Source organism: Mycobacterium sp. E2497 (assembly GCF_001668695.1).
GTDB lineage: Bacteria > Actinomycetota > Actinomycetes > Mycobacteriales > Mycobacteriaceae > Mycobacterium.
In genome coordinates, this window is sequence record NZ_LZKD01000214.1 from 16,342 (window position 1) to 28,562 (window position 12,221).

Annotated in this window: 14 protein-coding genes and 1 pseudogene; 7 read left to right on the forward strand and 8 right to left on the reverse strand. The window is 68.7% G+C overall.

Annotated elements, in window-relative coordinates:
* Window positions 1-50: 50 nt before the first annotated feature.
* Window positions 51-650, reverse strand: coding sequence for a cholesterol catabolism transcriptional regulator KstR (gene kstR / locus A5713_RS19560; RefSeq protein WP_040621610.1), 600 nt, complete (start codon window positions 648-650; stop codon window positions 51-53).
* A 337-nt stretch (window positions 651-987) separates the two neighbouring features.
* Between kstR and A5713_RS19565 the strand changes: the two genes are divergently transcribed.
* The gene (locus A5713_RS19565) at window positions 988-3,108 is read left to right on the forward strand and encodes an acyl-CoA dehydrogenase (protein ID WP_068098051.1); all 2,121 of its coding nucleotides are present in this window, start codon (window positions 988-990) and stop codon (window positions 3,106-3,108) included.
* A 91-nt stretch (window positions 3,109-3,199) separates the two neighbouring features.
* Here A5713_RS19565 and A5713_RS19570 read toward each other — a convergent pair whose 3' ends face one another.
* From A5713_RS19570 to A5713_RS19585, 4 genes are all read right to left on the reverse strand, one after another.
* Window positions 3,200-4,027, reverse strand: coding sequence for a class I SAM-dependent methyltransferase (locus tag A5713_RS19570; RefSeq protein WP_068098052.1), 828 nt, complete (start codon window positions 4,025-4,027; stop codon window positions 3,200-3,202).
* A gap of 24 nt (window positions 4,028-4,051) precedes the next feature.
* Window positions 4,052-4,621, reverse strand: coding sequence for a VOC family protein (locus A5713_RS19575; RefSeq protein WP_068098053.1), 570 nt, complete (start codon window positions 4,619-4,621; stop codon window positions 4,052-4,054).
* A 205-nt stretch (window positions 4,622-4,826) separates the two neighbouring features.
* Window positions 4,827-5,360, reverse strand: a complete 534-nt coding sequence (locus A5713_RS19580) for a hypothetical protein (protein ID WP_067925544.1) — start codon at window positions 5,358-5,360, stop codon at window positions 4,827-4,829.
* 50 nt (window positions 5,361-5,410) lie between these two features.
* Entirely contained in the window at window positions 5,411-6,493 is a 1,083-nt protein-coding gene (locus tag A5713_RS19585) for a ferredoxin--NADP reductase (protein ID WP_067925547.1), read from the reverse strand.
* Window positions 6,494-6,640: 147 nt separating this feature from the next.
* On the opposite strand from A5713_RS19585, the gene hsaA reads away from it, so the two are divergent.
* The 4 genes from hsaA (at window position 6,641) to hsaB (ending at window position 10,250) form a co-directional block, all read left to right on the forward strand.
* Window positions 6,641-7,825 carry a 3-hydroxy-9,10-secoandrosta-1,3,5(10)-triene-9,17-dione monooxygenase oxygenase subunit gene (hsaA, locus tag A5713_RS19590; protein ID WP_068098054.1) on the forward strand — a complete coding sequence of 395 codons (1,185 nt, stop codon included), beginning with the start codon at window positions 6,641-6,643 and terminating at the stop codon, window positions 7,823-7,825.
* Between the two features lie 81 nt (window positions 7,826-7,906).
* Window positions 7,907-8,782, forward strand: coding sequence for a 4,5:9,10-diseco-3-hydroxy-5,9,17-trioxoandrosta-1(10),2-diene-4-oate hydrolase (gene hsaD, locus A5713_RS19595; RefSeq protein WP_068098055.1), 876 nt, complete (start codon window positions 7,907-7,909; stop codon window positions 8,780-8,782).
* Window positions 8,782-9,684, forward strand: coding sequence for an iron-dependent extradiol dioxygenase HsaC (hsaC, locus tag A5713_RS19600; protein ID WP_067925557.1), 903 nt, complete (start codon window positions 8,782-8,784; stop codon window positions 9,682-9,684). The genes hsaD and hsaC overlap by 1 nt, the downstream gene beginning before the upstream one ends.
* A 2-nt stretch (window positions 9,685-9,686) precedes the next feature.
* Window positions 9,687-10,250 (forward strand): 3-hydroxy-9,10-secoandrosta-1,3,5(10)-triene-9,17-dione monooxygenase reductase subunit, encoded by a 564-nt coding sequence (hsaB, locus tag A5713_RS19605; protein WP_068098056.1) that lies wholly within the window; start codon window positions 9,687-9,689, stop codon window positions 10,248-10,250.
* Window positions 10,251-10,255: 5 nt separating this feature from the next.
* Here the strand turns inward: hsaB and A5713_RS19610 are convergent, their stop codons facing one another.
* A complete protein-coding gene (locus tag A5713_RS19610) occupies window positions 10,256-10,702 on the reverse strand; it encodes a hypothetical protein (protein ID WP_231980530.1) in 447 nt (148 codons plus the stop codon).
* A 193-nt stretch (window positions 10,703-10,895) separates the two neighbouring features.
* Here A5713_RS19610 and A5713_RS19615 point away from each other — a divergent pair, with 193 nt between their 5' ends.
* Window positions 10,896-11,318 (forward strand): hypothetical protein, encoded by a 423-nt coding sequence (locus tag A5713_RS19615; RefSeq protein WP_142393481.1) that lies wholly within the window; start codon window positions 10,896-10,898, stop codon window positions 11,316-11,318.
* On the opposite strand, the gene A5713_RS19620 is transcribed toward A5713_RS19615, so the two are convergent.
* Both A5713_RS19620 and A5713_RS19625 read right to left on the reverse strand, forming a co-directional pair.
* Window positions 11,263-11,787: a nitroreductase family deazaflavin-dependent oxidoreductase gene (locus A5713_RS19620; RefSeq protein WP_231980532.1), complete on the reverse strand. Its 525-nt coding sequence runs from the start codon at window positions 11,785-11,787 to the stop codon at window positions 11,263-11,265. The genes A5713_RS19615 and A5713_RS19620 overlap by 56 nt on opposite strands.
* 25 nt (window positions 11,788-11,812) lie before the next feature.
* Window positions 11,813-12,001, reverse strand: a complete 189-nt coding sequence (locus A5713_RS19625) for a hypothetical protein (protein WP_369804503.1) — start codon at window positions 11,999-12,001, stop codon at window positions 11,813-11,815.
* Window positions 12,002-12,004: 3 nt separating this feature from the next.
* On the opposite strand from A5713_RS19625, the pseudogene A5713_RS27785 reads away from it, so the two are divergent.
* Window positions 12,005-12,221 (forward strand): annotated as a pseudogene (locus A5713_RS27785) (kelch repeat-containing protein); the annotation flags it as partial.

Sequence of the window (12,221 nt, forward strand, 5' to 3'; positions counted from 1 at the left end):
CGCGCTCGGCTACGCCGCGCTTGCGATCGCCGCTGCTGATGGCGGCGAGGCTAGCCGCCGTTCTGGTCCCCGATCAGCAGCCGCACGGCCAGATCCAGTCGCTTGCTGACGTCGGTCGCCGAGGCGCGCCGGGTGAGCCAGGCCAGCAGGTTGGACAGCCAGACGTCCGAGATCACCCGGGCGATGTGGTACTGGTCCTCGGTCGGTTCGCCATCGGCCATCGCCCGGGCGAACATGGAGTCGATGAGCTTCTCGACCTGGTCGACCTCGCTGGCCGCGGACGCGTCGGCGAAGACGTAGGCACGCGTCATGGCCTCGGTGAGCAGGGGATTGCGCTGCATCGCCCGGTTGAGCTTGCCGACCATGAAGTTCAGCCGTTGGAACGGCGTCCCCCCGGCGACCGATGAGCGGTCGGTCTTGGCGTCGATGCGGCTGAATTCGCGGCCCAGCGCCGAAACCAGCAGGTGCACCTTCGACGGGAAGTACCGGTACAGGGTGCCCACCGCGACGTCGGCGCGGTCCGCGACGGCACGCATCTGGACCGCCTCGTAGCCGCCCTTGGACGCGATGGCCATGGTGGCGTCCAGGATGCGTTTGCGCCGTTCCCGCTGGGCCTCCGAGCCGAGTTCGGACTCGGCCAATACCGCCACGTTCATCACCTCGCGCGGTTGCGAGTCAGAAGCGCGGCTCGAGGTGGCCTTCGAGTTGGCACTGGCTGGCATCTGCAGGGTTGCTCCTGTTCCTGGCGGCTCGCTTGCAAACGATACGCATGCTGAGTGTGAATTTCCCACCTCCGTACCGCCGGGACAGCCGCGTGTGCTGCTGCGATGGCGTTCGACTTGACGGTCGATCGCTGGCACTATTAGAACACGTTCTAGTCTGCGACGAGGCCGGGTTGCGCAGCGACCCGAGGCAGACCGGACAATCGAGAGCTAGGGGTCGTAGGCCCCATGTCACGTCGAGTCGAAGGACGCGGAGGTCCCGAGGGTGGTAGCGACCGTCACAGACGAACAGTTCGCCGCGCGCGCCCTGGTGCGCGACTGGGCCCGCAACGCGACGTCGGGGCCCGGCGGGACGACGGCGATTCGCCAGGTCGAGCGCGGTGAGACGGACGCGTGGCGTCCGGTGTTCGCCCGCCTGGCCGAGCTGGGCATCTTCGGTGTCGCGATCCCCGAGGAGCATGGCGGAGCGGGCGGCAGCGTCGAGGACCTGTGCGCGATGGTCGAGGAAGCGGCCAAGGCGCTGGTGCCCGGTCCGGTGGCGACCACCGCGCTCGCGACGCTCGTCGTTACCGACCCCGACCTGCTGGGGCAACTGGCCGCCGGTGAACGCTTCGCCGGGCTGGCGCTGAAAGGTGACGCCCGGTTCGACGGGCAGACCTCGCGCGTGTCGGGCTCCCTGCCGTGGGTGTTGGGCGCCGCCGACGGCGGCGTCCTGTTGCTGCCCGCCGACGGGAAGTGGCTGGTGGTCGACACCGAGAGCGACGGCGTGCAGATCGAGCCGCTGGAGGCCACCGACTTCTCCCGGCCGTTGGCCCGGGTGGTCCTGACGTCCGCGCCGGCCACCGTCATCGAGTCGCCCGAGCGCGTCGAGGAACTGGCGGCGACCGTGCTGGCGGCCGAGGCCGCCGGCGTGACCCGGTGGTCGCTGGACACCGCCGTCGATTACGCCAAGGTCCGCGAGCAGTTCGGCAAGCCGATCGGCAGCTTCCAGGCCGTCAAGCACCTGTGCGCCGAGATGCTGTGCCGCGCCGAGCAGGCTGAGGTGGCCGCCGCCGACGCCGCCCGTGCTGCCGCGGAGTCCGACCCCGACCAGTTCTCCATCGCGGCCGCGCTGGCGGCGAGCATCGGCATCGCCGCCGCCAAGGCGAACGTCAAGGACTGCATCCAGGTGCTCGGCGGCATCGGCTGCACCTGGGAGCACGACGCGCACCTGTACCTGAGGCGAGCGCACGCCATCGGCAGCTTCCTCGGCGGCGCCGAACGCTGGTTGCGCCGCGTCACCGAGCTGACGCAGGGCGGTGTGCGGCGGCGCCTGGGCATCGACCTCACCGACGTCGAGGGCCAGCGTGCGGAGATCGCCGCCGCCGTCGCGGAAATCGCCGCGCTGCCCGAGGAGAAGCGGCAGGCGGCGCTCGCCGAGGCCGGGCTGCAGGCGCCGCACTGGCCGGCTCCGCACGGGCGTGGCGCGTCGCCGGCCGAACAGCTGCTGATCGACCAGGAGATGGCGGCGGCCGGCGTGGTCCGCCCGGACCTGGTGATCGGCTGGTGGGCCGCGCCGACCATCCTCGAGCACGGCACGCCGGAGCAGATCGAGCGCTTCGTGCCGGGCACCCTGCGCGGTGAATTCCTTTGGTGCCAGCTATTTTCCGAGCCGGGCGCCGGCTCGGACCTGGCGTCGCTGCGCACCAAGGCGGTGCGGGGTGACGGCGGCTGGCTGCTCACCGGACAGAAGGTCTGGACGTCGGCGGCCCACAAGGCCCGGTGGGGGGTGTGCCTGGCGCGCACCGATCCCGATGCGCCGAAGCACAAGGGCATCACCTACTTCCTGGTCGACATGCGCTCACCGGGCATCGAGATCCGCCCGCTGCGCGAGATCACCGGCGACTCCCTGTTCAACGAGGTCTTCCTGGACAACGTGTTCGTCCCCGACGAGATGGTGGTCGGCGAGGTGAACGACGGCTGGCGGCTGGCGCGGACCACGCTGGCCAACGAGCGCATCGCGATGGCCACCGGCACCGCGCTGGGCAACCCGATGGAGGAGCTGCTCAAGGTGCTGGCGAAGCTCGACCTCGATGCCGCACAACAGGATCGGCTCGGCCGGTTGATCGTCATCGCCCAGACCGGCGCGCTGCTGGACCAGCGGATCGCCCAGCTCGCCGTCGGCGGGCAGGACCCGGGCGCGCAGTCCAGCGTGCGCAAGCTCATCGGGGTGCGCTACCGGCAGGCGCTCGCCGAGTACATGATGGACGTCTCCGAGGGCGGCGGGCTGGTGCGCAACCACGCGGTCTACGACTTCTTGAACACCCGGTGCCTGACCATCGCCGGCGGCACCGAGCAGATCCTGCTCACCGTGGCCGCCGAGCGGCTCCTCGGCCTGCCGCGCTGACGGCGTCCGCGGCGAGATTGCCGCTGTGGTCGTGGTTTTCTGATCAATCGCAGCCGTCGCGGCAATGTCGGTGAGGCAGCCGGCGGTCTTCTCAGGCGTCTGACCCAAAGTGGTACTGCAGGCCTCGGCCCAAGTGCCTCACCGGGGTGATCCGGAAGAGCGCCTGCATCAGCCACCAATACCACGGCGAGTAGTACCGGCGGATGTCTTCGGCGTCGGCGAACCACCACTCGCAGTCGAACACCAGACCCGGCACGGCCCGTTCCAGCTCGCGCGGATCGGTGATGCTCCAATCCAGCTGCGCGCCCGAGGCTTTGACTGGAGGGTAGCGCTGCAGGAGCCACACTCCGGCCCGGCTGTAGCCGTCCAGGAGCATCTCTCCGCCTTCGAAATGCCCGACGATGCGCCGCAGCATCGCCACGCCGTCGGCGCGCCGTAGATACGGTGTCAGCCCCTCGGCGACCACGAGAACGGGCCGGTCCCCGGCGATCCCGCCGAGCAGCTCCGGGTCGCTGACCGAGGCGCCGACAACGTGCAGTCCGGGGCGCGGTTCAAACAGCTTGCGGCGCAACGCGATGACATCGGGTAGGTCGATGTCGTACCAGTCGACGGTTGCCGGCGGGTCGACGCGGTAGGCCCGCGTGTCCAGCCCGCAGCCCAAATGCAAGACGACACAGGCGGGGTGGCCGTCGAGGTATCCCTTCACCCGCCGGTCGTAGGCCTTGGAGCGCACCGCGGAGGATTGTTGATCGCGACGGCGCATGCGCAGGCGGCTGAAGTCGTAGTCGAGGCGCCGCACGGCCCTGTCGGCTTCGCGGTCGCCGAGGATGGAATCGGGCCGGCGGCTCTCCAGCGCCTTGCCGTAGAGGGTGACCAGCGCGGTCTGCTGCGTCCCCGTGAGTGTTACGCGCTCACCCATGATCAGCCATCTTCGAACGGCGCGCTAGGTGCCGGTACCGTCGCGCCCGGGCCGCGGCGCCAGCGTGGGCGGCGTCAACTGCCCGGGTTGGGGCCAGTTGCTGAACGCCTCGGCGTAGCTGTGGCTCATGATCTCGATCACGGTGCCCCATGGGTCGGCGGTGTAAGCCAGTACCCAGGGCCGCCCGGGCACGAAATGGTAAGGCGCTGCCAACAACTTTCCGCCGTGATCGACGATGTGGTCGGCCATGGCCGCAACGTCGGGGTGGGTGATGCAGAGGTGCCACAGCCCGCGTTCGACCCAGGGCACCTCCTCGCCCGTCGGTCGCGGCCCGCCGGTTGGCGGGTCGATGAATTGGAACAGCTCGATACCGACGGAGTTGCCGCTGAGCAGGTGAGCCTGCCAGGCTTCGTGAAACCGACGGCCGAACACCCCGGCCGCCTCCGCGTGCTCGGCGGTTTTGAGGACTCGCGGACCCATGATGCAACGGAAACCCAAAACGGTGCCGTACCAATCGATGGCGGCATGAATGTCGGGGACCGTGACGCCGACATGGTTGATGGCAAGGGCGGGCTGCTGTTCGGGGATCGACATGGAGTGACTCCCTCTTGTCCTCTCGTCCATCAGCATTCAGTTGAGTGGCTGCTCTGCCAAGCCGCGGGTCGTTACACGCAAACCGAAGCAGTTCAAGGGGTTTCGTACAGTATCAGTACCTCCGTGGCGCGCCGTCGAAAGTGCCGCCGGAGCAGTCGGATGCAGGAAATCGCGACCGTGGGCGCAATCTGGGCGGCGGGACGGTTCAGGAGAACGTGGTCTGGGCGCACGTGCTGGGCGAGGTGATGTTGACCCCGGGATAGACCACCTGGATGTGGGTGCACATGATGACGTTGTTGTCGGTCTTGGGCTGGCCCGTCTGCCAATCCGTGGAGTCGATGCGGCCGGTCGTCTGGTACTTGTCCGGCGGGCCCTCGCCGAAGTACACCGTGGTGATCTCGTCGGAACCCATCGACTTCATCACCCGCTCGTGCTCGCCGTTGGCGTGCGCGTCCAGATAGGCCAGCCGGTTCGACGAACGGATCTCGGTGGTCTGGCGGGCCCACAGGCCGGACGGGAAGCCGGTCACCCCGTCGGGCGTCAGCATGTCCGCTCCGGCGGTGAAGTCGCAGTGGCCGTCGGACTTGAAGCAATTGAGGACCGCGCGCGTCTCCAGCTGGTTCGGCCCGTCCAGCGGGAACAACGTGGTGGCGGTGTTGCTGGCCGCGCCGGCGGCGGGACAGGGCAGCAACGCCAACGCCGATCCGACCACCGCAAACCCCGTCATCAGCCGCTTCATGCTGCTCCCCTTTCGGTTCGCCAACCCTAACGGTGAACCTAATCCCGCGACTACTCGTCGTAGGTGACTTCTACCGAATCAGATTCGGGGTGAGATTGACAGGCCAAAATGAGGCCGTCGTCGAGGTCCTGCTGTTCGAGCACGTCGTTGACCTCCATGCTCACCTTGCCGCTGCGCAAGGTGCACGCGCACGCGCCGCAGTGGCCCTCGCGGCAGGAGAACGGCGCGTCGAGACCCTTCGCCAGCAGGACGTCGAGCAGTTTGGCGTTGCGCGGCCACGACACGGTGTGGGTCTCACCGTCCAGCTGCACCACGGCGGTGGCCGGCGGCTGGTCGCCCGGTGCGGTGTCGTCGATCTTCACCGCCGCGAACGGATCGGAGTCCAGCGACTTGAACACCTCGATGTGCACCTGCGCCGCGGGCACTTTCAGCGAATCCAGCGCCTGCCGGGCGGCGTCCATGAAGGGGCCGGGCCCGCAGATGTACACCGGTCGATCGGTGTAGGGGGCGGCGAGCTTGGCCAGCGCGGCGACGCTCGGCATTCCCTGCAGCGATTCCAGCCAGTGCACCACCGTCAGCCGGTCCGGGTACTTGGCGGACAATTCGCGCAGCGCGTCGGCGAAGATCACCGACTTCTCGTCGCGGTTGGCGTACAGCAGGGTCACCTGGCCGCCGCCCTCGGCGAGGGCCGACTTGCAGATCGACATGATCGGGGTGATCCCGCTGCCGGCGGCCATCAGCAGGAAATCGTCGTCGAGGGTTTTCGGCACGAAGGTGCCCGACGGGGCGAGCACGTGGATCCGCATGCCCGCCCGCGCGTGCTCGCACAGCCAGTTCGACGCGTATCCGTCCGCGGTCCGCTTGACCGTGACCGTCAGCGCGTCGTCGGTGAACGGCGAACTGCACAGCGAGTAGCAGCGGGCCACCGAGCCGGTGCGTTCGCTGGGAACGCGCAGCGTCAAGAACTGGCCCGGCGCGTAGCGCAGCCGCTCGGGCGGGATGTCGGGGTCGCCCGGCTCGTCGGGGACCGCGAACACCAGCGACCGCGCGTCGTCGGTCTCGGCGACGACCTCCGCGATCTGCAGCTCAAGGACGTGGTCACCGAGTGGCTCGTCGAGATTGGCCTCGGCCAAGGCCCATCCTCCCTCTCGTCACAACTAGAACATGTTACAGAAAACCCGATTCATATCGCTACCAGCCGCAGGAATACCCTGCTCGACACAAATCGGAACGTGTTCTAGTCTCTGGTGTAAGTCCGCACTCTCAGGAGGCAAACTTAAGTGACGTCCATTCAACAGCGTGACGCGCAGTCGGTTTTGGCTGACATCGACGATCTGCTGCCGCGGATCAGGGAGCGCGCTCAGGCGACGGAGGATTTGCGGCGGCTGCCCGACGAGACCGTTCAGGATCTCCAGGACATCGGCTTCTTCACCCTGCTGCAGCCCGAACAGTGGGGCGGACTGCAATGCGATCCGACCCTGTTCTACGAGGCGGTGCGGCGGCTGGCCAGCGCGTGTGGTTCCACCGGCTGGGTGAGCTCCATCATCGGCGTGCACAACTGGCATCTGGCGTTGTTCGACCAGCAGGCGCAGGAGGAAGTCTGGGGCGAGGACCCGAACGTGCGGGTCTCGTCCTCGTACGCGCCGATGGGCGCGGGCGTGGTCACCGACGGCGGATATCTGGTCAACGGTTCCTGGAACTGGTCGTCCGGCTGCGACCACGCCACGTGGGCCTTCCTCGGCGGTCCGGTGATCAAGGACGGGCGCCCGGTCGACTTCGGCAGCTTCCTGATCCCGCGCTCCGAGTACCGCATCGACGACGTGTGGCATGTGGTCGGTTTGCGCGGCACCGGCAGCAACACCGTGGTCGTCAAGGACGTCTTCGTGCCCCGCCACCGGTTCCTGTCCTACAAGGCGATGAACGACGGCACCGCCGGCGGGTACCAGACCAACACCGCGCCCGTCTACAAGATGCCTTGGGGCACAATGCATCCCACCACCATCTCCGCCCCGATCGTCGGCATGGCCTACGGCGCCTACGACGCGCACGTGGAGCACCAGGGCAAGCGGGTGCGCGCGGCGTTCGCCGGCGAGAAGGCCAAGGACGACCCGTTCGCCAAGGTGCGCATCGCCGAGGCGGCCAGCGACATCGACGCGGCGTGGCGCCAGCTGAGCGGCAACGTCGCCGACGAGTACGCGCTGCTGTCGGCCGGCAAGGAGATACCGTTCGAGCTGCGCGCCCGCGCCCGCCGCGACCAGGTGCGGGCGACCGGGCGTGCGATCGCGTCGATCGACCGGCTGTTCGAGGCCTCCGGCGCCACCGCGCTCGGCAACGACCAACCGGTGCAACGGTTCTGGCGCGATGCGCACGCCGGCCGGGTGCACGCGGCCAACGACCCCGAGCGGGCATACCAGATCTTCGGGAACAACGAGTTCGGGTTGCCGCCCGGCGACACCATGGTCTAGCCGATGCGCGCCGGCGACGATGCAGAGCCAGGGAGCGATGTGGGGGCACCTCCCGCTTGCGGGGGAGAGGAGCGGCGCTGAATGACGGCAACAACGGGGGAGTTGACGTTCGAGTCGACCTCGCGCTTCGCCGAAGTCGATGTCGACGGACCGCTGAAGCTGCACTACCACGAGGCCGGGGTCGGCAACGACCAGACGGTGGTGCTGCTGCACGGCGGCGGCCCCGGCGCGGCGAGCTGGACCAACTTCTCGCGCAACATCGGAGTGCTGGCACAGCGGTTCCATGTGCTGGCCGTCGATCAACCCGGCTACGGGCTTTCCGACAAGCGCGCCGAGCACGGCCAGTTCAACCACTACGCGGCGCGCGCGCTCAAGGGCCTCTTCGACCAGCTCGACCTGGGACGCGTTCCGCTGGTGGGCAATTCGCTGGGCGGGGGCACCGCGGTCCGCTTCGCCCTCGACTACCCGGACCGGGCCGGCCGGCTGGTGCTGATGGGGCCCGGCGGTTTGAGCATCAACCTGTTCGCCCCCGATCCGACCGAGGGCGTCAAGCGGCTGGGGAAGTTCTCGGCCGAACCGACGAGGGAAAACCTCGAGGCGTTCCTGCGGGTCATGGTCTACGACCAGAAGCTGATCACGCCGGAGCTGATCGACGAGCGGTTCGCGCTGGCCAGCACGCCGGAATCGCTGACCGCGACCCGGGCGATGGGAATGTCGTTCGCGGGGGCCGATTTCGAGCTCGGCATGATGTGGCGCGAGGTGCACCGGCTGCGCCAGCCCGTGCTGTTGATCTGGGGTCGGGAGGACCGGGTCAACCCGCTCGACGGCGCGCTGGTCGCGCTGAAGACCATTCCGCGTGCGCAGCTCCACGTTTTCGGGCAGTGTGGGCATTGGGCGCAGGTGGAGAAGTTCGACGAGTTCAACAAGTTGACCGTTGATTTCCTTGGAGGCGCGTGATGAGCATCCGTTCGCTGGGTTATCTCCGCATCGAGGCCACCGACATGGCGGCCTGGCGTGAATTCGGCCTGAAGGTGCTCGGCATGGTCGAGGGCAAGGGCAACACCGAAGGTGCGCTGTACCTGCGCATGGACGACTTCCCGGCCCGGCTGGTGATCGTGCCCGGCGAGCGCGACCACCTGCTGGAGGCGGGCTGGGAGTGTGCCAATGCCGAAGGCCTGCAAGAGATCCGGAACCGGCTCGACGTCGAGGGCGTGCCGTACAAGGAGGCCACCGCGGCCGAGCTGGCGGATCGCCGGGTCGCCGAGATGATCCGGTTCTCCGACCCGTCGGGCAACTGCCTGGAGGTGTTCCACGGCGTCGCGCTGGAGCACCGCCGCGTGGTCAGCCCCTACGGGCACAGGTTCGTCACCGGCGAGCAGGGTCTGGGCCACGTGGTGTTGTCCACCCGCGACGACGACGAGGCGTTGCACTTCTACCGGGACGTGCTCGGCTTCAAGCTGCGCGACTCGATGCGGATGCCGCCGCAGGTGGTGGGCCGGCCCGCGGACGGGGCGCCCGCGTGGCTGCGGTTCTTCGGCTGCAACCCGCGCCACCACAGCCTGGCCTTCCTGCCGCTGCCGACCCCGAGCGGGATCGTGCACCTGATGATGGAGGTCGAGGAAGCCGACGACGTGGGGCTGTGCCTGGACCGGGCGTTGCGCCGCAAGGTGCCCATGTCGGCCACGCTGGGCCGGCACGTCAACGACCTGATGCTGTCGTTCTACATGAAGACGCCCGGCGGATTCGACGTCGAATTCGGGTGCGAGGGAAGGCAAGTCGAGGACGACGACTGGGTCGCGCGGGAAAGCACCGCCGTGAGTTTGTGGGGCCACGACTTCACGGTCGGCGCCCGCGGATAGTCATGTCTGCGCCGATCGATCCGCGGGCCTTCCGGCAGGTGCTGGGCCAGTTCTGCACCGGCATCACAATCATCACCACGGTGCACGACGACGTTCCGGTCGGCTTCGCCTGCCAGTCGTTCGCGGCGCTGTCGCTGGACCCGCCGCTGGTGCTGTTCTGCCCCACCAAGGTGTCGCGGTCCTGGCAGGCCATCGAGGCAACGGGCCGGTTCTGCGTCAACGTGCTGAGGGAGAAGCAGAAGGACGTGTCGGCCAGGTTCGGATCGAAGGAACCCGACAAGTTCGCCGGGATCGACTGGCACCCTTCCGAACTCGGCTCGCCGATCATCGACGGGTCGCTCGCCTACATCGACTGCACGGTGGCGTCCGTGCACGACGGCGGCGATCACTTCGTGGTGTTCGGCGCGGTGCAATCGCTGTCGGAGGCACCCAAGATCAAGCCCCGGCCGCTGCTGTTCTATCGCGGCGAATACACCGGGATAGAACCGGATAAGACCACGCCCGCGCAGTGGCGCGACGACCTGGAGGCGTTCCTCACCGCCACCACCCAGGACACCTGGCTCTAGCTCAATCAGCCACGGTAGGTCTCGTGCCGCACCGCCTCGGTCGTCGGCTCGTGCGACTCCGGGGACGGCACCGCGTTGGGATCGTCGTGCTCACCCGCCGGCTTCGCGGCGGCCTCCGGGTGCAGTTCATCGGCGCGTTTGAACTGCTCCTGCAGCTGCTCGCGCGACGCCGCGACCTCGCCTTGGTGCTGGGCCGCCCGCTCCTGCAGCCGGGCGGCTTCGGCCGCCTTGACCTCCGCCTCGGCCTGCGCGGCGCGAGCCTTGGCGGCCGTCTCCTGCGCAAGCGCCTCCCGCCGCTCGACCTGGGCCTGGGCCACCTTGGCTTGTTCGCGGATCTGTTCAGCCTGCCGCTGGCGGCGGCGGCGCCGCATACTGCTGACCGCGACGAGGGCCACAAGAATCAACAGGACCGCCGTGGCCGCGACCACGATCCAGATAGCGCTGCTGTTCATTCCGGGCTCCCATCAGATCGGTTTCCACCCGGCGCTGGGCGCCGGCTCGATGTGGGATCCCCCTATCTGGCGCAGGTAAAACAACGGGCGCGGGATCGACGGCCCGACCAGGTGACCTTGGCCCCTATCCGGTCGCGGCGGGCGTCGAAATCCTGAGACCGCAGAATTCGAGGGCTCCTGGCAGGTGAGGTCGATGGCGGATGGCACTGGCATGTTGCGCCTCGCCTACTGGGCAGGCGCCGCGGTGGACGCCGCGATGGTGGTGCCGCTGCTGGCGCCGCGCGTGGCCGCCGCGATGCTGGGTCTGCACGGGTTCGCCCCAACCCCCGATTACCGCTACGCCGCCGCGCTGTGCGCGGCCTTGATGGCCGGCTGGACGGCGCTGCTGGTGTGGGCCGGCCGCGCACCCGTCGAGCGGCGCGGGGTACTGCTGCTCACCGTGTGCCCGGTGCTGGTGGGCCTCGCGGCCGCGGGCGGGTACGCGGTGAGCAGTGGCCTCGTGCGCTTCGCCTATATGGCGCCGGTCCTGGTCGTCCAGTTGGTGCTGGCGGTGCTGTTCCTCAGCACCTACCGGCGTGCCCGTGCCCTTTCGGACGAGACGGATCGTCGGGGGTGATCCGGAACACCGGGTAGCGTCCGGCGATCGCGTCGAACTCCGACAAGGGGGCGTCGCGGCCCAGCGGGATGTGGGGGCGCGCGCCCGGGGCAACCGAGACATAGCGGCGCAAGACGGGCGCGCGGTCCGCGGTGGCGACCTCGAGCAGGCGCACCGGTTCGGGGTGCCCACGCCGCAGGACGGCCCGCCCGTCGGCGGCGCGAACATTGCGCACCCAGTTCACCTCGTTGCCGAGCATCGAAACCAGGTAGCGCGCGCCGTCGTAGTCGACGACGACCACGGGGACACAGATCACCCGGCCGGACCGCCGACCAAGCACCTCGAGGGTCATCGCCCGCGCTGGGGACAGGACACCGGCCGAATACTGCAGCGCGGACAGCCGATTCATCACTCTGGCCGAAAAGCCTGGCCTGCCACCGCGATACATCCACCGCTTGGCGCCGTACAACCAGTCGACGAACCCATTCACCGTCGAGCGCTCATGGCCGTCGTCGCTACATGAAGTCGAGCGCCTCGACCGTCGCGATCGGGCCCTCGTGGGTCGGCCGGTTCGCACCGCCGATGCAGTAGACGGTGTTCCCGACCGTCGCAACCACCTCGGCATGGCGCGCGGTGGGCATCGGGGGCAGGGTGCTCCACTTCCCGTCGGCGATGTCGTACATCTCCACGACGTTGAGCACCATCGTCGGTTCCTCGCCGCCGACAAGAACTCCGCGGCCAATGAGCGGTTCGACCCGCAATCGGGCACCTGGACCAAGCTGGTGGGCATGCCGACCCCGCGCGGCAGCTACGGCGCGACCTACATCGACGGCCGCATCGTGGTGGCCGGCGGCGAGGAACCGACGATGGTGCTCAACGTCGTGGAGATGTACGACATCGCCGACGGGAAGTGGAGCACCCTGC

Coding starts and splice junctions, on each gene's coding strand:
- A5713_RS19570 (WP_068098052.1), bottom strand. CDS start 4,027: ATGGGTGAGCGCGTAACACTCACGGGGACGCAGCAGACCGCGCTGGTC.
- A5713_RS19575 (WP_068098053.1), bottom strand. CDS start 4,621: ATGTCGATCCCCGAACAGCAGCCCGCCCTTGCCATCAACCATGTCGGC.
- A5713_RS19580 (WP_067925544.1), bottom strand. CDS start 5,360: ATGAAGCGGCTGATGACGGGGTTTGCGGTGGTCGGATCGGCGTTGGCG.
- hsaD (WP_068098055.1), top strand. CDS start 7,907: ATGACGGCAACAACGGGGGAGTTGACGTTCGAGTCGACCTCGCGCTTC.
- hsaC (WP_067925557.1), top strand. CDS start 8,782: ATGAGCATCCGTTCGCTGGGTTATCTCCGCATCGAGGCCACCGACATG.
- hsaB (WP_068098056.1), top strand. CDS start 9,687: ATGTCTGCGCCGATCGATCCGCGGGCCTTCCGGCAGGTGCTGGGCCAG.
- A5713_RS19610 (WP_231980530.1), bottom strand. CDS start 10,702: ATGAACAGCAGCGCTATCTGGATCGTGGTCGCGGCCACGGCGGTCCTG.
- A5713_RS19615 (WP_142393481.1), top strand. CDS start 10,896: ATGGCGGATGGCACTGGCATGTTGCGCCTCGCCTACTGGGCAGGCGCC.
- A5713_RS19625 (WP_369804503.1), bottom strand. CDS start 12,001: ATGGTGCTCAACGTCGTGGAGATGTACGACATCGCCGACGGGAAGTGG.